The following is a 19719-nucleotide window of genomic DNA, read 5'->3' on the forward strand; positions in this document are numbered from 1 at the left end:
CCCGGCCGGCGCATCCGGCGTGATCACGCCGACACCCCATCCGGACGCACGCACCGCCCCGGGGCGGAGCCGCGTCCATCCTTCCTTCACCTACGTCACGCAATGGCGCGCGACAGGAGCCAGAGGACATGCAGACCAAGCTGGACGAAGCAAAGGCCGAGCTGCTCGCGCGGGCGGCACGGGTAGCTGAGAACAGCCCGGCCGGGGGGCTACTTCCGACTGGGTCCGAGCAAGGGGAGCGTCCCGACCAGGACACGACGCTCTCCTACCTCCAGCGCTACTACCTGCACACGGCGCCCGAAGACCTCGCCGACCGCGACCCGGTCGACGTGTTCGGCGCGGCGCTCTCCCACTACCGGCTCGCCGAGAACCGCCCGCAGGGCACGGCGAACGTCCGCGTGCACACCCCCACGGTCGAGGAGAACGGCTGGACCTCCAGCCACTCGGTCGTCGAGGTCGTCACCGACGACATGCCCTTCCTCGTCGACTCCGTCACCAACGAGCTGTCCCGCCAGGGCCGCGGCATCCACGTCGTGATCCACCCGCAGGTCGTCGTGCGCCGTGACGTCACCGGCAAGCTGATCGAGATCCTCGGCCCCGACTGCGACGCCCATGGCCCGCGGACCGCGCGCCCCCACGACTCGCTCGTCGAATCGTGGATCCACGTCGAGATCGACCGCGAGACCGACAAGGCCGACCTCAAGCAGATCACCGTCGACCTGCTGCGCGTCCTGTCCGACGTGCGCGAGTCCGTCGAGGACTGGGAGAAGATGCGCGACGCCGCGCTGCGCATCGCCGACGAGCTGGCCGCCGAGCCCACCGCGCCCGACCTGCGCGAGTACGAGCTCGAAGAGGCCGGCGAACTGCTGCGCTGGCTCGCCGACGATCACTTCACCTTCCTCGGCTTCCGCGAGTACAACCTCCTCGACGGCGACGCCCTGACCGCCGTGCCCGGCACCGGCCTCGGCATCCTGCGCTCCGACCCGCTGCACAGCGGCAAGGAGGACGGCCACCCGGTCTCGCCGTCCTTCAACCGGCTGCCCGCCGACGCGCGCGCCAAGGCACGCGAGCACCGCCTGCTGGTGCTGACCAAGGCCAACAGCCGTTCCACGGTCCACCGTCCCTCCTACCTCGACTACGTCGGCGTGAAGAAGTTCGACGCCGAGGGCAACGTGGTGGGCGAGCGCCGCTTCCTCGGCCTGTTCTCCTCCGCCGCCTACACCGAGTCGGTGCGCCGCGTCCCGGTCGTGCGCCGCAAGGTCGCCGAGGTCCTGGAGCGGGCCGGCTTCGCCCCCTCCAGCCACGACGGCCGCGACCTGCTCCAGATCCTGGAGACCTACCCGCGCGACGAGCTGTTCCAGACCCCCGTCGACCAGCTCCAGTCCATCGTCACCTCCGTGCTGTACCTCCAGGAGCGGCGCCGGCTGCGGCTGTACCTGCGCCAGGACGAGTACGGCCGCTACTACTCGGCGCTCGTCTACCTGCCGCGCGACCGGTTCACCACCGGTGTCCGGCTGCGCCTGATGGACATCCTGAAGGAGGAGCTCGACGGCATCAGCGTCGACTTCACCGCCTGGAACACCGAGTCGATCCTCTCCCGCATCCACTTCGTCGTCCGCGTCCCGCAGGGCACCGAGCTGCCCGCGCTGACCGACGCCGACGTCGAGCGCATCGAGGGCCGCCTGGTCGACGCGGCCCGCTCCTGGGCCGACGGCTTCGGCGAGGCCCTGACCGCCGAGCTGGGCGAGGAGCGCGCCGCCGAACTGCTGCGCAAGTACGGCACCGCGTTCCCCGAGGGCTACAAGGCCGACCACTCGCCGCGCGCGGCCGTCGCCGACCTGTGCCACCTGGAGCGGCTCTCCGCCAGCGAGAGCGAGTTCGCGCTGTCGCTGTACGAGCCCGTCGGCGCGGGCCCCGGCGAGCGCCGGTTCAAGATCTACCGCACCGGTGAGCAGGTCTCCCTCTCCGCCGTGCTGCCCGTCCTGCAGCGCCTGGGCGTCGAGGTCACCGACGAGCGGCCGTACGAGCTGCGCCGCACCGACCGGGTCAGCGCCTGGATCTACGACTTCGGCCTGCGGATGCCGCTGTCCACGGGCAACGGCGACACCCACCTCGGCGACGACGCCCGCGAGCGCTTCCAGGAGGCCTTCGCGGCCGTCTGGACCGGCGAGGCCGAGAACGACAACTTCAACACCCTCGTCCTCGGTGCCGGGCTGACCTGGCGGCAGGCCGTCGTCCTGCGCGCGTACGCGAAGTACCTGCGCCAGGCCGGCTCCACCTTCAGCCAGGACTACATGGAGGACACCCTCCGCAACAACGTCCACACCACCCGGCTGCTGGTCTCGCTGTTCGAGGCCCGGATGTCGCCCGGCCGCCAGTCCGCCGGCACCGAGCTCATCGACGCCATGCTGGAGGAGCTCGACGGGGCCCTGGACCAGGTCGCCTCGCTGGACGAGGACCGCATCCTGCGCGCCTTCCTCACCCTGATCAAGGCGACGCTGCGGACGAACTTCTTCCAGCTCAACGACGCGGGCGAGCAGCACTCCTACGTGTCGATGAAGTTCGATCCGCAGGCCATCCCGGACCTGCCGGCTCCGCGCCCGGCCTTCGAGATCTGGGTGTACTCGCCGCGCGTGGAGGGCGTCCACCTGCGCTTCGGCAAGGTCGCCCGCGGTGGCCTGCGCTGGTCCGACCGCCGTGAGGACTTCCGTACGGAGGTCCTCGGCCTGGTCAAGGCGCAGATGGTCAAGAACACCGTGATCGTGCCGGTCGGCGCCAAGGGCGGCTTCGTCGCGAAGAACCTGCCCGACCCGGCGGTGGACCGCGACGCGTGGCTCGCCGAGGGCATCGCCTCGTACAAGATCTTCATCTCGGCGCTGCTCGACATCACCGACAACCTGGTCGCCGGCGAGGTCGTGCCGCCCCAGGGCGTCGTGCGCCACGACGAGGACGACACCTACCTCGTCGTCGCCGCCGACAAGGGCACGGCCACCTTCTCCGACATCGCCAACGGCGTGGCGGAGGCCTACGGCTTCTGGCTGGGCGACGCGTTCGCCTCCGGCGGCTCGGCCGGCTACGACCACAAGGGCATGGGCATCACCGCCCGCGGTGCCTGGGAGTCCGTCAAGCGGCACTTCCGCGAGCTGGGCCACGACACCCAGAGCGAGGACTTCACGGTCGTCGGCGTCGGCGACATGTCCGGCGACGTCTTCGGCAACGGCATGCTCCTCTCGGAGCACATCCGCCTGGTCGCGGCCTTCGACCACCGGCACATCTTCATCGACCCGGAGCCCGACGCGGCCACCTCCTACGCGGAGCGCCGCCGCCTCTTCGACCTGCCCCGTTCCTCCTGGGCGGACTACGACACCGCGCTGCTGTCGGCCGGCGGCGGTATCCACCCGCGCAGCGCCAAGGCGATCCCGGTCAACGCGCAGATGCGCGCGGCCCTCGGCATCGAGGCGGGCGTCACCAAGATGACCCCGGCCGAGCTGATGCAGTCCATCCTGCGGGCGCCGGTGGACCTGCTGTGGAACGGCGGTATCGGCACCTACGTCAAGGCCACCGCCGAGACGCACGCCGACGTCGGCGACAAGGCCAACGACGCCATCCGCGTCAACGGCTCGGACGTCCGCGCCAAGGTGATCGGCGAGGGCGGCAACCTGGGCCTGACCCAGCTCGGCCGCATCGAGTTCGCCCGTACCGGCGCCGGCGGCGAGGGCGGCAAGATCAACACCGACGCCATCGACAACAGCGCTGGCGTGGACACCTCCGACCACGAGGTGAACATCAAGATCCTGCTGAACCACGTGGTCTCGGACGGCGACATGACCGTCAAGCAGCGCAACAAGCTGCTCGCCGAGATGACCGACGAGGTGGGCCGGCTCGTCCTGCGCAACAACTACGCGCAGAACACCGCGCTCGCCAACGGCGCCGCCCAGGCCCCGAGCCTGCTCCACGCCCAGCAGCGCTTCATGCGCCGCCTGGAGCGGGCCGGCCGGCTCGACCGGCAGCTGGAGTTCCTGCCCACCGACCGGCAGATCCGCGAGCTGCTGAGCAACGGCAAGGGCCTGACCCAGCCGGAGCTGGCGGTCCTGTTCGCGTACACCAAGATCACGGTGGCGGACGAGCTCATCGCCACCGAGCTGCCGGACGACCCGTACCTGCGCCGCCTGCTGCACGCCTACTTCCCGGGCGCCCTGCGCGCGAAGTTCCCCGAGCAGATCGACGCGCACGCCCTGCGCCGCGAGATCATCACGACGCTGCTGGTCAACGACACCGTCAACACCGGTGGTTCGACCTTCCTGCACCGCCTGCGGGAGGAGACCGGCGCGTCCATCGAGGAGATCGTGCGGGCGCAGCTGTCGGCCCGTGAGATCTTCGGCCTGGCCGACGTGTGGGACGCCGTCGAGGCGCTCGACAACAAGGTCGAGGCGAGCGTCCAGACCCGGGTGCGGCTGCACTCGCGCCGTCTGGTCGAGCGCGGTACGCGCTGGCTGCTGAACAACCGGCCGCAGCCGCTCCAGATCACCGAGACCATCGAGCTGTTCGCGGCCCGGGTCGAGCAGGTCTGGGCGCAGCTGCCGAAGCTGGTGCGCGGCGCGGACCTGGAGTGGTACCGGTCGATCCTGGACGAGCTGACCGGCGAGGGCGTGCCGGAGGAGCTCGCGGCGAAGGTGGCCGGGTTCTCGTCGGCCTTCCCGACGCTGGACATCGTCGCCATCTCGGACCGGACGGGCGTGGACCCGCTGGGCGTCGCCGAGGTGTACTACGACCTCGCCGACCGGCTGGACATCACGCAGCTGATGGACCGGATCATCGAGCTGCCGCGTTCGGACCGCTGGCAGTCGATGGCCCGTGCCTCCATCCGTGAGGACCTGTTCGCGGCGCACGCGGCGCTGACCGCGGACGTGCTGGCGGTGGGCGACGCGGACGCGACTCCCGAGGAGCGGTTCAAGCTCTGGGAGGAGAAGAACGCGGCGATCATCAGCCGGGCCCGCACGACCCTGGACGAGATCCGGGGCTCGGACGACTTCGACCTGGCGAACCTGTCGGTGGCCATGCGGACGATGAGGTCGCTGCTGCGCGTGCACGCGTAAGGGCGCGGCCGTACCGAGACGGGCGGGCCCGGGACCTCGTGGTCCCGGGCCCGCCCGTTCGCGTACCGGCGGTTCAGCGGCGCGTGAAGGCCTCGTAGGCGTCGCAGACCTCCTGGGAGGGGCCGTCCATGCGCAGGACGCCCGACTCCAGCCAGATCGCGCGGTCGCAGGTCTCGCGGACCGTGCCGATGCCGTGGCTGACGAGGAAGACGGTGCCGGCGCGGGCCCGCAGCTCCTCGATGCGGGCCTGGCTGCGGCGCTGGAAGGCGGCGTCGCCGGTGGCCAGGGCCTCGTCGATCATCAGGACGTCGTGGTCCTTGGCGGCGGCGATGGAGAACCGCAGCCGGGCGCCCATGCCGGAGGAGTAGGTGCGCATGGGCAGGGAGATGAAGTCGCCCTTCTCGTTGATGCCGGAGAAGTCGACGATGTCCTGGTAGCGCTCGCGGATCTGCCGGCGGGTCATGCCCATGGCGAGGCCGCCGAGGACCACGTTGCGTTCGCCGGTGAGGTCGTTCATCAGGGCCGCGTTCACGCCCAGCAGGGAGGGCTGGCCGTGCGAGTAGACCGCTCCGGAGGCCACCGGCTGGAGGCCGGCGATGGCCTTCAGGAGGGTGGACTTGCCCGATCCGTTGGAGCCGATGAGGCCGATCGCCTCGCCCTTGTACGCGGTGAAGCTGACGCCCCTGACGGCGTGCACCTCGCGCACGCCGGGGGTGGGCCCGCGCGAGAAGATCCGGCTGAGGGCGGCGGTGGCGCCGCCCTTGCGGGCGGTGCCGTGCACCTTGTAGACGACGTGGACCTCGTCCGCGATCACGGTGGGGATCCGGGCGCCGGGGGAGGCCGGCGCGGGGGTGGGGGGCGTCGTGCTGCGGGTCAGGGTGTCAGCCACGGCCGTACTCCTCCTCTGCCTTCCAGAAGTAGACGAACCCGCCGACGCCGGCGAGCAGGGCCCAGCCGATGGCGAGCGGCCAGACGTGGTGGGGCAGCGACGACGCCTTGAAGCCGTCGATCAGGGCGAAGCGCATGAGGTCGATGTAGACGGCCGCCGGGTTGGTCTTGAGCGCCAGCGCGACCCAGTGCGGCAGGTGGTCGGTCTTCAGGACGGCGTCGATGGACCACATCACGCCCGAGGAGTACATCCAGGTGCGCAGGACGAAGGGCATCAGCTGGCTGACGTCCGGGCTCTTGCTGCCGATGCGGGCCATGACCATGGCGCAGCCGGCGCAGAAGACGGCCATCAGGAAGAGGGCCGGGAGGGCGATCAGCCAGGCCGGGCCGGGGGTCTGGCCGAAGGCGAGGAGCAGGACGACCAGGGCGCCCATGGTGACGAGCAGCTGCTGGAAGAGCTGCACGACGGAGGAGAGGGGCAGGCTGGCGCGCGGGAAGTGCAGGGCGCGGACCAGGCCCAGGTTGCCGTGGATGGCGCGGGTGCCGGTGTTGATGGAACTGCCGATGAAGTCCCAGACGAAGACGCCGGTGATCAGGAACGGCAGGTAGTCGGGGACGCCGTGGCTGGCGTGCATCACGATGCCGAAGATGAAGTAGTAGACGGCCGCGTTGAGCAGCGGGGTCATCAGGTGCCAGACCTGCCCGAGCCGGGCGGTGCTGTACGTGGCGTGCATGCGGGCGGTGGCGTACGCCGTCACGAAGTGGCGGCGGCCCCAGAGCTCCGCGACGTAGCGGGGCAGGGAGGGGCGGGCGCCGCTGACGGTCAGGCCGTGGGCTGCCGCCAGCTCCGCGGGAGTGGGCGGTGCGCCCGCGTGGGTCACGGAATCGCTGGTCACGGTCACGGGGGTCGCTTTCGACGGGGGCGGTGAGCGCCGCTGGCGATGGGACGGGTCCGTATCGTCGCTACGGTGAGGTTAGGACGTACCCACGTCGGAACGCAACCGTATCGTCGTGACGATGCCGCCGCTATGCTCTGTGCATGACCACCGAGCCTGCCGCCCGCCCCGCCCCCCGCCGCGCCCCCGCCGGGGCCGCGGTCCTGCGCGAGGACGTGACCGAGGCGATCCGGGCGGCGGTGATGGAGGAACTCGCCGCGGTGGGCTTCGCCCGCATGTCCATCGAGGGCATCGCCCGCCGCGCCGGGGTCGGCAAGACCGCCGTCTACCGGCGCTGGAAGTCGAAGCTGCACCTGGTGCTCGACCTGGTGGGCGCCGTCGCCGCCGACGGGATCCCGGTCCCGGCCACCGGCTCGCTGTACGGGGACGTACGGGCCCTGCTGGAGGTCATGTCCCACGTGCTGCGCCACCCGGTGGCCTCGGCGGTGATCCCCGACCTGCTCGTGGAAGCCGCCCGCAACCCCGAGATCGCCGACGCGGTACGGGGGGCCCTGCTCGACGGGCAGAAGCGGCTCGCCGAGGGCATCGTCGCGGAGGCCGTCGGGCGCGGGGAGCTGCCCGCGACGGCCTGCCCCGACCGGGCGCTCGATCTGGCGATCGGGCCGCTGTACTGGCGCCAGGTCGTGGTCCGCGACGCCGTCCCGGCGGGCTACCTGGACGACCTGGCGCGCTCCGTGGTGGCGGGCCTGCGGGCCGGCTGACCCGCGCCGGCCCTCAGAACACGAAGCGGCGCGTCGGCGCCGGTTCCGCGGCCGGGGCGTGAGCGGCCGGCGCCGGCCGGCGCTCCTGCGGCGGGACGACCGCCGGGAGCGGGCCGGGCTGCCCCAGGAAGACGCGGCGCACGACCCGCTCGGCGGCGTTCCCGTCGTCGAAGGGGCAGAACCGGGCCCGGAACGCCGCCCGCAGCTGCGCCGAGCGCGAGCCCTGCCAGTGACCGGTGGCGAAGATGTCCACCAGCTCGTCCTCGGTGCGCGCGACCGCTCCCGGCGGGCACGTCCGCAGGTCGAAGTAGGTGCCGCGGGCGGCCTCGTACGCCTCCCAGTCGGCCGCGTGGATCACGATCGGCCGGTCCAGCGCCGCGTAGTCGAACATCAGGGACGAGTAGTCCGTGACGAGCGCGTCGGAGGCCAGGCACAGCTCCTCCACCGACGGGTGCGCGGTGACGTCGATCAGCCGGGGGTGCGGGTCGCGCGCCGGGACGGTGCCCGCGTACGTCAGGTGGTCGCGGACGAGCAGCGTGAAGCGCGGGCCCAGGTCCCGCAGGACCCGCTCGAAGTCCAGGTGCTCGGGCCGGGTGCGGCGGTAGTCGCGGTGCGTGGGGGCGTACAGGACGGCGGTCGAGCCCGGCGGGATCCCGAGCCGCTCCCGCAGCTCCAGCACCTCGGGCCGGGTGGCCCGGTGGAAGGGGTCGTTGCGCGGGTAGCCGTATTCGAGGGTGGTGTACGGGGCGGGCACGGCCCGCTCCCAGACCAGCGTGGAGTGCCGGTTCCCGGAGAGCAGGTAGTCCCACTGGCCGGCGCCGCGCAGCAGTGCCGTGAAGTCCGTGGTCGGGGCGGCCGCCGGGCGGTCCCGCAGGTCGAGGCCGACCCGCTTGAGCGGGGTGCCGTGCCGGGTCTGCAGCAGGACCTGCCCCGGCCGCTTGACCAGCGCCCGGTCGAAGCCGGCGTTCGTGGTGAGGTACGCGGCCCGGGCGAGGGCGCTCCAGTACGCCGCCGAGCCGGGCCGCAGCGGGGCCGTCCCGGGCGGCAGCGTCGCCTCGTGCTCCGGACCGCAGACCCACGCCGTGCGCATCCTCGGGGCCAGCTCCCGCAGCTTCGCCTCGATGGCCGCCGGGTTGCAGGCGTAGCCGCCGTTCCCGTACGCGGAGAAGACGGCCAGCTCCGGCCGCAGCGGCAGCACGCGCTGGAGGCGGTAGTGCGCGCGCAGGGCGCACGCGCGCAGCCCCCGGCCCAGGGCCCGGGCCGCGCGGGCCACCGCCGGGCCCGCCGGGGCGAGCGCCGACAGCAGCCGGTACGTGCGCCGCAGCCCGAGCCGCATCAGCGTGTGCCACAGCCGGTCGGTGCGCGTCGGCCCCGGCCACAGCGGCAGCGAGCCGGAGCCCCGGCCGACGGCCCGGTGGCGGCGCAGCAGGGCCGAGGCCCGCGCGAAGAACTCGGCGCGGGCGGCGCGCGGGAGGCGGCGGGGGTCGGCGTACAGGACGCGGAAGTGCTCCGCCATCCGCCGGTGCACGGCGGGCCGCCAGCGCTCCAGCGCGGGGCGGCCGGCGAGGTAGCCGAAGACCCGCTCGTACTGGTCGAGGACGTCGAGGTGGCCGCGGTCCGGGGCGGCCGGGGCCGGGCCGGTGCGGCGCCGGCGGTGGTGGACGCAGACCCGGTCCAGCACCGCGACGGACTCGGCGGCCAGCAGCGCCGGACAGGTCCAGGGGATGTCCTCCGAGTGGCCGGGCGGGAAGGTGAGGCCCTCGCGTTCCGCGTACTCGCGGCGGTAGGCCTTGTTCCACACCACCATCGGCAGGCCGAGCAGCGCCGGCCGGTCCGCGAGGCGGAAGCTGGCCGGGCCCTCCTCGCCGAGGCGGTGCGGGAGCGGGTCGCGCGCCGGCTCGCCGGTCCAGAGGGCCAGCGCGTGGTCGTAGACGAGGACGTCGGGGGAGCCGGTGGCCTTCAGCCGGTCGGTGACGGCCTGGAGCGCGCCGGGCGCCAGGGTGTCGTCGCCGTCCAGGAAGACCAGGTAGTCGCCGGCCGCCCGGGCCAGACCCGCGTTGCGGGCCGGACCCGGGCCGAGGTGGTGCGCCAGGTGCACGGCGGTGACCCGGGGGTCGCGGGCCGCGTACTCGTCGATGAGCGCGCCGCAGGCGTCCGGGGAGGCGTCGTCCACCACGATCAGTTCCAGATCCGGGTACGACTGGGACAGGACCGAGTCCAGACTCTCCTGGAGGTACGCCTGAACCTCGTACGCGGGCACGATGACGCTGAACCGGGGCACGGCACATCCAGGGGTCGGCGCGGGCGGGTGGCCCCGGGAAGGGGGCAGGTGGCCCCAGGAACCACGCGCGCGGCGACCGGGTTACGCACCGTGCGCCATTCGGGTGACGCTGTATCAACGCCGCACGTCAACGCCGCACGTCAACGCCTTGATCGCACCGCTACTTGACGGCCCCGGCCATCACCCCCGTCACGAACTGCCGCTGGAAGGCGAAGAAGACGACGAGAGGCACCACCATCGACAGGAACGCACCCGGGGCCAGCACGTCGATGTTGTTCCCGAACTGCCGTACCTGCTGCTGGAGGGCGACGGTGACGGGCGGGTGCGCCGAGTCGGCGAAGACCAGCGCGACCAGCATGTCGTTCCACACCCACAGGAACTGGAAGATGCCGAGCGAGGCGATCGCCGGGCCGCCCAGCGGCAGCACCACCCGTGTGAACAGCCGCAGTTCGCCCGCCCCGTCCAGGCGGGCCGCCTCCAGCAGCTCGCGCGGGATTTCCGCGAAGAAGTTCCGCAGCAGGAACACCGCGAACGGCAGCCCGAAGGCGGTGTGGAAGAGCACCACCCCCGCCGTCGTCTCGAACAGCCCGACCGCCCCGAACAGTTTGGAGACGGGGATCAGCGCTACCTGGACGGGGACCACCAGCAGCCCCACCACCACGAGGAACAGCGCGTCCCGCCCCGGGAACTCCAGCCACGCGAAGGCGTACCCGGCGAGCGCGCCCAGCCCGACCACTAGCAGCGTCGCCGGGACCGCGATCGCCACCGTGTTCAGCAGCGACCCGGTGATCGTGTCGTTGGCGAGCAGGCGCGCGTAGTTGGCCGCCGTCAGCTTCGACGGCTCGGTCAGCACCTGCCACCAGCCGCCGTCGTTCAGATCGGTGGGCGACAGGAACGAGGAGATCAGCAGGCCGAGGGTGGGCAGCAGCCAGAACAGCGCCGCCAGGACCAGGAAGACGCGTACGGCCCCCGACGCGGCGCGCGCCGCGAGCCGGCCGACGGCGGGCGTCGTCACGCTCATCGGGCCCCCTCCTTGCGCAGCCTGCGGATATTCACCAGCATCACCGGCACCACCAGCACCAGCAGCAGGACGGCGATGGCACTGCCCAGCCCCTGGTCGGCGTCCGTCCCGAACGAGGTCCGGTACAGCTGGAGCGCGAGCACGTTCGCGTCGTCCTGGACCGCGCCCGGCGCGATCACGAAGACCAGGTCGAAGATCTTCATCACGTTGATGACCAGGGTCACCAGCACCACCACCAGCACCGGCGCCAGCAGCGGCACCGTGATCCGCCGGAACACCTGCCACTCACCCGCCCCGTCCACCCGCGCCGCCTCCAGCAGCTCCCGCGGTACGGCGGCCAGCCCGGCCCCGATCAGCACCATCGCGAAACCGGCCCACATCCAGACGTACGCCCCGATCACCGCCGGGGTCACCAGCGTCGGACCGAGCCACTCCACCCCCGCGTACGCCGCCCGGAAGTTGGCGCCAGGCAGCCGCAGCCGCGCCCCGTCGGCCGCCGCCGGCAGGGAGAAGGTGCCGTCCGCGCGGGCCTTCGCCGAGGCCACCACCCGCCCGTCGCGCACCGCCTCCACGCGCATCCCGGAGAACCCCTGCTCGCTCGCGTCGACCGCGTTCGTACGGCCGCCGCCGCCCCGGGTGAAGTCCTGCCAGACCGTGCCCGTCACCTTCCCCGGCTCCGCCGCGGCCGCCGCGGCCCCCCGCGTGCCCGCCGGGAGGTCCTCCGGCGCCACCCCGACCAGCGGCAGCAGCACCGGCACCCCCGCCCGTACGGGGGCGCGGGTCACGAACGCGCCGTCCCCGGCCGGCTCCAGCGGGGAGTCCCGGCCCGGCCGGGCCTTCGGGAACGCCGAGGACTCCGCGAAGGTGTCGTGCACCCCCACCCACACCGCGTTCGCCACGCCCCGGTGCGGATCGTGGTCGTAGACCAGCCGGAAGATGATGCCCGCCGCCAGCATCGAGATCGCCATCGGCATGAACACCAGCAGCTTGAACGCCGTTCCCCAGCGCACCCGTTCGGTCAGCACCGCGAAGATCAGCCCCAGCGCGGTGGCCGTCGTCGGGGCCAGCACCACCCACAGCGCCGTGTTGCCGAGGGCGGTGCGGATCGTCGGATCGTGCACGATCTCCCGGTAGTTGTCCGCCCCGACGAACACGTCCCCGGAACGGTCGAAGACGCTGCGGTAGAGGGAGTAGCCGATGGGCTGCACGACGAGCGCGCCCAGCAGCACCAGCGCCGGCAGCAGGAACGCCGCCGCCACCAGCCGACGGCGCCGCGTGCCCGAACGGGATGCCGCGTTGCCGTTCCCGGTCGCCACCGGATCAGTTCCCGCCGCCGGACGCCGTGGGGAGCGCCCCCCATGCCTTGGCCGCGTCCGCCTCCAGTTTCGCCTGCGCGCCCGCCACGTCCGACGGGTTCGCCAGGAAGTCCTGGAGCGTCTTCCACTCCCCGGCGCCCGGCGTCCCGCCGAAGGCCGCCGGAGCCTGGTCCGACATGTCGAAGCGGAAGTCGTCGCCCGCCGCGATCAGCGCCTTCGCGATGTTCCGCTGGATCGCGTTCGGGTACGCGGCCGGATCCACCGCCTTGTTCGGCGAGACGAAACCGCCCTCCCGGGCCTGGATCTCCGCCGCGTCCGCCGACGCCAGGAACGTCAGCAGCGCCTGCGCCCCCTTCGACGCCTTCAGCGCCACCGCCACGTCACCGCCCGAGACCACCGGCGCCTTCGCGCCCACCGCCGGGAACGGGAACACCAGCGCGTCCTCGCCGACCTTCGCCTCGGTCTGCGCGATGTTCACCGCCACGAAGTCGCCCTCGAAGACCATCGCCGCCGCCGGCCGGTCCCCGCCGGTGAAGGTCTGCGTCACCGACTTCGGGAACTCCGTCGCCAGCGCCCCGCTCGCCCCGCCGGCCAGGAAGTCCCCCCGCCCGAACAGCTCGCCCAGCGTCGTCAGCGCCTGCTTGACGCTGTCGTCCGTCCACTTCAGCTCGTGCCGGGCCAGCTGGTCGTACTTCTGCGGCCCGGCCTGCGACAGGTAGACGTTCTCGAACCAGTCCGTCAGCGTCCAGCCGTCCGCGCCCGCCACCGACACCGCCGGGGTGCCCGACGCGGAGAGGGTGTCGGCCGCCGCGATCAGTTCCTTCCAGGTGCCCGGGGGTTTGACCCCGGCCGCCTCGAAGGCCTTCGCGTTGTACCAGATGAGCGACTTGTTGGCCGCCTTGTAGTACACCCCGTACTGGGTGCCGTCGACCGCGCCCAGCTTCTTCCAGCCCGCCGAGTAGTTCGCGTCCAGCTGCGCCGCGGCCTCCGGGCCCACCGGCTGTACCCACTTGTTCTTCACCGCCGACACCAGCGCCCCGACCTGCGGGAGCAGCGCCACGTCCGGCGGCTGACCGCCCGCGATCTTGGTGCCGAGGAAGTTGACGATCGGGTCCTGCGCCGGGACGAAGGTGACGGTGGCACCCGTCCGCTTCTCGAACTCCTTCAGCACCTTGACGAAGTTGGCCTGCTCCGGGCCCGTCCAGACCGCCGCGACCGACAGCTTCTCCCCGGCCAGCTTCGGCAACTGCACGCGCGGCGCCGCCGCCGATCCCGAGGGGGCACCCTCCGGCCCCGGCTGCGGATCGCTGCTCCCGCACGCCGAGAGCGCGAGCGCGCCCGCGGCCGCCAGGGCCGTCCAGCCGATCCTCGTACGGCTACGGCTCGTTCCGTGCTTGCGCATGCGTGTGCCCCCGATGCCCGTGCGTGCCCGTGGTGTGTCCCGGACCACAAGGTCTACGCCGACCCGCGCGCCCCCGCAATACCGCGTGACGGGCGCGGTGCGGGGGCGGGGCGGGTACGGGGGCGGTGCGGGGCCGGGGCGGGCCGTCAGGGCGCGGGCGGGGGCGCGGCCGGGGGTGCGGGCGGGAACAGCACCGGCACCGCCGACACCAGGTGGGAGGCCCGCTCCAGGGCACTGGCCAGCAGCGCCAGGTCCGTCGGGCCGTTGCCCAGCTCGCGCACCGGGCGGCGGGCCGGCGGATCGCCCATCCGCTCCCACTCCACCGGCACCACCGTCGGCCGCAGCGTCGCCGTCCGCGGGATCCGGCCCGTGACCCGGCCCGCCTGGAACGGCACCGCCCGCCCGTCCGCGTACCGCAGCACACCGCGGCCCGGACCCGGCCGGTCCGGGGCGTCCAGCTCCACCCGCAGCGTCGCGCGGCGGGCCGGCTCGGTCTCCGCCGTCCGGTCCGGGCGGGCACTGGCCGTGATCAGGTGCACCCCGAGCCGGGCGCCCTCGCGGGCCACCGCCTCCAGCGCCCGCACCACCGACCCGGCCGCCGGCCGGCCCGTGCTGCCCAGCGCCGGCGCCACCAGCGCGTCGAAGTCGTCCACCAGCACCACCAGCCGGGGCAGCGGACCCGGCCCCGCCGGCGGCTCCGCGCGGGTCGCCGCGGCCCGCAGCCGCAGCGTGCCGGTGCGCGGGGAGTCGAGGTCGCCGCGCAGCTCGCCGGGGGAGGGGCGGCGGGGCGCGATCATCCGGCCCGACAGCTCCCGGCCGGCGTGCCACTCCGCGAACGCGACCCCGTCCAGCAGCTCGTGGCGGCGCTTCAGCTCGGCGCCGAGGGCCTGCGCGAACTCCCGCATCCGCAGCGGGTCCGAGGCCACCAGGTGGGCCGCCACGTGCGGGAGCTCCGTGCACGGCAGGAGGCCGTCGCCGCGCTCCCCGCCGGCGCCGTCCAGCAGCAGCAGGCCGAGGCGGTCGGGGCGGGCCGCCGCCGCGAGGGACGCCGCCAGCGAACGCAGCAGCTCCGTACGGCCGCTCCCGGCGGGACCCTCCACCAGCAGGTGCGGGCCGTCGTGGACCAGCTCGGCGCCGACCGGGCCGCGCCGGCCCGCGCCGAGCACCACCTCGACCAGGCCGCCGACGCCCTGCCCCTCGTCGGTGGCCGCCGCCCAGCGGGCCATCAGGGAGGCCGGGGTGGCGCGGGCCAGGCCGAGTTCGTCGAGGAGCCGGGACGCCGCCGGCAGGCTCGCCGCCGCCAGGCGGTACCCCGAGCCCTCCGCGGTCGTACCGTCCGCGCGCAGCGGGGCCAGCGCCCGGGCGAACCGCTCCGCCCAGGCGGCCGAGACCGCGTCCGCGACGGCCGTCTCCCCGGGCGGCTGCGGCCGGCCGCCCGCGACCGGGAAGACCCGTACCGCCGTGGCGACGTCCCCGCTCAGCAGCGCGACCGCCGCGCAGTCCCGCAGCGCCGGGGCCGCCGCGCAGGCCGCCTCGTACGTCGCCGCCACCGGGGAGGCCGCGGTGGCCGCCGGGGCCTCCGCGAGCACCAGGACGTGGACGCCCGCAGCGGCCCCGTGCGAGGCGAGGCGGGCCGTGACGTCGCGCAGGGCGCCCGCGCCGGGATCGCCGTCCAGTACCACCAGCGTGCGCGGGCCCTCGTACGCCCGGGCCGCCTGCCACAGCGCCGCCGCGTCGGCCGCCGCCCAGTTCGTGCCGAGCGCGCTGTCGTCCAGCCGCCGGGCCAGCTCGCCCGTGCGGGCCGCCGCCTGCTCCCGGTCGTACGCCAGCAGCAGCCGGCAGTCCTGCCCGTGCGCCGGGCGTACGTGGGGCAGCCAGCCGAGCCAGCCCCAGTCGCGGCGCCGCTCCTGGACGGGGCGCGCCCGGTCCGCCGCCAGCAGCACGACCTCCAGCCGTGCGGGCGCGTGCAGCCCGGCCAGCTGGGCGATCACCGACCGGGCCACGCCGGTCAGCCGCGCCCGCGGCCCCGCGACGCCGAGCGAGCCGCACGCGGGCAGCGCCACCCGGCTGCCCGCGCCGAGACCGACCTCCAGGAACCCGGGGTGGCCGGGCCCGCGCGACCAGAGCCGCTCCGTGGGCCCGAGCGCCGCCAGCAGCAGCGCCGCCGGGTCGTCGGCGTCGGGCACCGCGGCCGCCGCCACCGCCTCCGGCCCGGCCTCCGCCTCCTCCGCGCCGCCGCCCTCGCCGCGCACCCACCGCCGCGCCCAGGCCCCGATCCCCCGCCGCCGCCCGCCGGCGCCCTGCCGGGCCTCACCGCCGACCCCGGGCGCCCCCGCCCGAGGCGTCCCGGGCCGCAGCCCCATCCCGAGGTCGGGCCCGGCACCACCGCTGTCGGGGGCCGTCGCCGCGCCGGGGTACGCGGTATCGCTGCTGTCCGGGCCAGCGCCCGTACCGGAGTACGTCGTACCGCCGCTGTCCGGGCCGGCGCCCGTACCGGAGTGCGCTGCACCACCGCTGTGGTGGCCGGCGCCCGTGCCGGGGAACGCCGTACCGCCGGCGCCGGGGTACGCGGTACCACCTCCATGCGTGCCCATCGGCGTACCGGGGTACGCCGTGCCGCCGGTGTCCCGGCCCGCGCCGGTGCCGGAGTACGTCGTGCCGCCGCCATGCGTCCCCGTCGCCGTACCGGGGCGCGCCGTACCGTCACCGTGCTGGCCGGGGCCCGTACCGGGGTACGTCGTGCCGCCGCCGTGCGTGCCCGTCACCGCGCCGGAGTACGTGCCGCCGCCGCTGTCCCTGCCGGCACCCGTGCCGGGGTACCCCGTGCCGTCGTGCCGCCCGGCGCCGGTGGCTCCGTCCGGCCCGTTCGCGCCCGGGCGGGCCGGGGCGTTGCCGGGGGCCGGGGGCCAGGCGGTGGCCGGGACCGGGCCCGTGTCGCCGCCCTGCGATCCCGGGCCGCCGGGGCCGGGGGTGGAGCCCCCGTTCCGGGAAGGGGCGGGGTGGGGGAGGGGCTGCGGTGTCCGGGGCCCGTCCGCGCCGTCCGCCTCCCCGGGCCGCCGGCCCGGCTCCGTACCGCCGCCGGAGGCGTCACCGCCGGGAGCGGGGTGGGCCGGGAGGGCGAGGTGGCCCTCCAGGTCCGGGACGACCGGCAGGGGACGCGGCCCCCCGGCGGCCAGCCGGAGCGTCGATTCGCCGATGCGCAGCAGCGCACCCGGCGGCAGCGCCACCGCCCGCACCCCCACCGGGGCCCCGTCGAGGGCCGTGCCGTTCGTCGAGCCGAGGTCGGCCACCGCCACCCGGCCGTCGGCCCCCACCGTCACCACGCAGTGCAGCCGTGACACGTCCGGGTCGTCCAGCGGCACGTCCGCGTCCGCCGAGCGCCCGATCCGCACCGCCCCGGGATGCAGGAGGTGGACGCCGCCCGCGTCGGGCCCCGCCACCACGTGCAGCTGCGGCGCACCGGCGGCGCCGTCCGCCGGGAGGGCGCCCTCGGCCACGGGGTCCGCGTCCGGCGCCGGCGCGTTCAGCGTCAGCACCGCGCCGTCCACCAGCGGCGGCTCCCCGAGCACGGCGCGCTGCGCGTCGAGCCGCCGGGTCCCGCAGTACAGCACCACCGTGCCCCCGGTGTCGGGGCCGCCGACGGTCGCCGCGAGCCCGGAGGCGACCGCGGCCAGCGCGGTCCCGGCGGGCGCCGTGACGAGTACGTCACAGCCGGCCGGCGCGGTGGCGGCCTGGTGGCCGCTGCGCGGCCCGAGGACGGTCAGCCGGATCTGCATCGCCGTCAGCGGTCCCTTCTGCGCGGAGCGCCGGCGCGCGGAGCGCGAGCGCCCGGTGCGCGGTGCGTGCGCCCGGCAGGGGGCGGCGGGACCAGGACACGCCTGCCCGGTGACCCCCCGCCCGGCACGGACGCGTCGTCCGGTCAGGTCTGCCCGGAAGGCGGGGCTCCCGTCCCCGCCGTTCCGTACGGGTGCATCCTCGCACCTGTCGCGTACGACACGCCCGGCACCCATCGACAAATGATCTTGATCGATCGCATGACCGTCCGGCCGTCGTACGAATACGGACACGGAGCTGCGGAAAATCGCCTCCGGCATACCCCGCGAACCTCACCCTTCGTACATATGTGCGGCAACCAACCTCCTCCGGGCCGCGTCTTCCCCGAGGACACCCCCTAGAGTTGGGCCGGAAACCCAACCAGCGGAATCAGCCGAAAACACTCCGGGGAAGACCCGGCGAACACGACAGCAGGGGAGCGCGAGACGTGCGGCCAGTCGGCAGCAAATACCTGCTTGAGGAGCCGCTCGGACGCGGCGCCACGGGCACCGTTTGGCGTGCCCGCCAGCGGGAGACCGCCGGCGCGGAGGCAGCCGTCGCCGGGCAGCCCGGCGAGACCGTGGCCATCAAGGTCCTCAAGGAGGAGCTGGCCCAGGACGCGGACATCGTCATGCGCTTCCTGCGCGAACGCTCCGTCCTGCTGCGCCTGACCCACCCCAACATCGTCCGCACCCGCGACCTCGTCGTCGAGGGGGACCTGCTGGCCCTGGTCATGGACCTGATCGACGGCCCGGACCTGCACAAATACCTCCGCGCAAACGGCCCCTTCAGCCCGGTCGCCGCCTGCCTGCTCACCGCCCAGATCGCCGACGCGCTCGCCGCCAGCCACGCCGACGGCGTCGTCCACCGCGACCTGAAGCCCGCCAACGTGCTGCTCGACGAGCGCGGCGGCCAGATGAAGCCGATGCTCACCGACTTCGGCATCGCGCGCCTCGCCGACTCCCCGGGCCTGACCCGCACCCACGAGTTCGTCGGCACCCCCGCCTACGTGGCGCCCGAGTCCGCCGAGGGCCGCCCGCAGACCTCCGCCGTCGACATCTACGGCGCCGGCATCCTCCTCTACGAGCTCGTCACCGGGCGGCCGCCCTTCGCCGGCGGCAGCGCCCTCGAAGTGCTCCACCGCCACCTCAGCGAGGAGCCCCAGCGCCCCGCCAGCCTGCCCGAGCCGGTGTGGACCGTCATCGAGCGCTGCCTGCGCAAGGAGCCCGACGAGCGTCCGAGCGCCGAGAACCTGGCCCGCGGCCTGCGCGTGGTCGCCTCCGGCATCCGCGTGCACTCCTCGCCCGACGAGGTCGAGGCCGCGCTCGGCGTCGGCGCCCTGCTCGTGCCCGACCCCTCGCCCGCGCCCGTCCCCACCGTCCCGGGCGGCCCCGCGCCGGTGGACGCGTACGACCCGAACGGCATGACCAGCGTGCTGCCGCCGATCGGCGGGGCCGACGCCACCACCGTGCTGCCCCACACCGGCGCCCCCGGCGGGCCGGGCGGCGCTCCCGACCCGACCTCGGTGATGCCCCCGGTGCAGCGGCCCGACTCGCCGCACCCGTGGGAGTCGCAGATGCGGGCCGCGCGGGACCGCAACGAGCAGACGCAGATGCAGTACCTCGACCCGAGCGAGGACCCGCTGCGCCGGCGCCCCCAGCGACAGGCCCCGCCGCCCCCGCAGCACCAGCCCCGGCCGCAGCAGCAGCAGTACCAGCAGCCGCAGCAGCCCCCGCAGTACCGCCCGGCGCCTCCGCCGCAGCAGTACCAGCAGCCGCCGCAGCACTACCAGCCGCAGCAGCCCCCGCAGTACCAGCAGCCGCAGCCTCCGCAGCGGCCCCAGTACCAGCAGCCGCAGCAGCCTCCCCAGCAGCAGCAGCAGCGGCGGCAGCCGGCGCCGCAGCCTCCGCCGCAGCAGCGCCCCGCCCGCGAGCCGCGGGAACCGCGCGAGCCGCGCCGCCGCAGCGCCAACCCGGTCAAGATCCCCGGCCTCGGCTGCCTCAAGGGCTGCCTGGTCATGATCCTGCTGCTGTTCATCGGCGGCTGGCTGGTCTGGGAGCTCACCCCGCTCCAGGAATGGGTCGGCACCGGCAAGAACTGGTGGGACCAGGTCTGGAGCTGGGGCGGCCAGGCCGTCGACTTCGTCAGCTCGATCGGCGACTCGGCGGGCGGCGGCACCCCCTGACGCGCGGGACGGGGGCCGACGGCGGCCCCGTAGCGCCGACTTCGTGGATTTGTCGACATC

The 19719-nt window shown here is 74.5% G+C and carries 10 protein-coding genes; 3 read left to right on the forward strand and 7 right to left on the reverse strand.

Annotated features, from left to right (window positions below):
- Positions 1 to 128: 128 nt before the first annotated feature.
- On the forward strand, positions 129 to 5096 hold the full coding sequence (locus tag ACZ6ZT_RS31405) for an NAD-glutamate dehydrogenase (protein WP_469723583.1): 4968 nt from the start codon (positions 129 to 131) through the stop codon (positions 5094 to 5096).
- A 73-nt stretch (positions 5097 to 5169) separates the two neighbouring features.
- On the opposite strand, the gene ACZ6ZT_RS31410 is transcribed toward ACZ6ZT_RS31405, so the two are convergent.
- Both ACZ6ZT_RS31410 and ACZ6ZT_RS31415 read right to left on the reverse strand, forming a co-directional pair.
- Positions 5170 to 5973, reverse strand: coding sequence for an ABC transporter ATP-binding protein (locus ACZ6ZT_RS31410; RefSeq protein ID WP_469723633.1), 804 nt, complete (start codon positions 5971 to 5973; stop codon positions 5170 to 5172).
- Between the two features lie 4 nt (positions 5974 to 5977).
- Positions 5978 to 6880 carry an ABC transporter permease gene (locus ACZ6ZT_RS31415; protein WP_469723584.1) on the reverse strand — a complete coding sequence of 301 codons (903 nt, stop codon included), beginning with the start codon at positions 6878 to 6880 and terminating at the stop codon, positions 5978 to 5980.
- Positions 6881 to 7023: 143 nt separating this feature from the next.
- On the opposite strand from ACZ6ZT_RS31415, the gene ACZ6ZT_RS31420 reads away from it, so the two are divergent.
- The gene (locus ACZ6ZT_RS31420) at positions 7024 to 7641 is read left to right on the forward strand and encodes a TetR/AcrR family transcriptional regulator (protein ID WP_469723585.1); all 618 of its coding nucleotides are present in this window, start codon (positions 7024 to 7026) and stop codon (positions 7639 to 7641) included.
- Positions 7642 to 7654: 13 nt separating this feature from the next.
- Here the strand turns inward: ACZ6ZT_RS31420 and ACZ6ZT_RS31425 are convergent, their stop codons facing one another.
- From ACZ6ZT_RS31425 to ACZ6ZT_RS31445, 5 genes are all read right to left on the reverse strand, one after another.
- A complete protein-coding gene (locus ACZ6ZT_RS31425; protein ID WP_469723587.1) occupies positions 7655 to 9922 on the reverse strand; it encodes a bifunctional glycosyltransferase/CDP-glycerol:glycerophosphate glycerophosphotransferase in 2268 nt (755 codons plus the stop codon).
- Between the two features lie 160 nt (positions 9923 to 10082).
- Entirely contained in the window at positions 10083 to 10943 is an 861-nt protein-coding gene (locus ACZ6ZT_RS31430; RefSeq protein WP_469723588.1) for a carbohydrate ABC transporter permease, read from the reverse strand.
- Positions 10940 to 12259: a carbohydrate ABC transporter permease gene (locus ACZ6ZT_RS31435; RefSeq protein WP_469723589.1), complete on the reverse strand. Its 1320-nt coding sequence runs from the start codon at positions 12257 to 12259 to the stop codon at positions 10940 to 10942. Before ACZ6ZT_RS31435 ends, ACZ6ZT_RS31430 begins: the two co-directional genes overlap by 4 nt.
- Positions 12260 to 12263: 4 nt before the next feature.
- Positions 12264 to 13661, reverse strand: a complete 1398-nt coding sequence (locus ACZ6ZT_RS31440) for an ABC transporter substrate-binding protein (protein ID WP_469723590.1) — start codon at positions 13659 to 13661, stop codon at positions 12264 to 12266.
- Between the two features lie 146 nt (positions 13662 to 13807).
- Positions 13808 to 17437: an FtsK/SpoIIIE domain-containing protein gene (locus ACZ6ZT_RS31445; RefSeq protein ID WP_469723591.1), complete on the reverse strand. Its 3630-nt coding sequence runs from the start codon at positions 17435 to 17437 to the stop codon at positions 13808 to 13810.
- 485 nt (positions 17438 to 17922) lie between these two features.
- Between ACZ6ZT_RS31445 and ACZ6ZT_RS31450 the strand changes: the two genes are divergently transcribed.
- Positions 17923 to 19659 carry a serine/threonine-protein kinase gene (locus ACZ6ZT_RS31450; protein ID WP_469723593.1) on the forward strand — a complete coding sequence of 579 codons (1737 nt, stop codon included), beginning with the start codon at positions 17923 to 17925 and terminating at the stop codon, positions 19657 to 19659.
- Positions 19660 to 19719: the final 60 nt, after the last annotated feature.

The sequence above is a fragment of the Streptomyces sp. NPDC102258 genome (assembly GCF_055584685.1).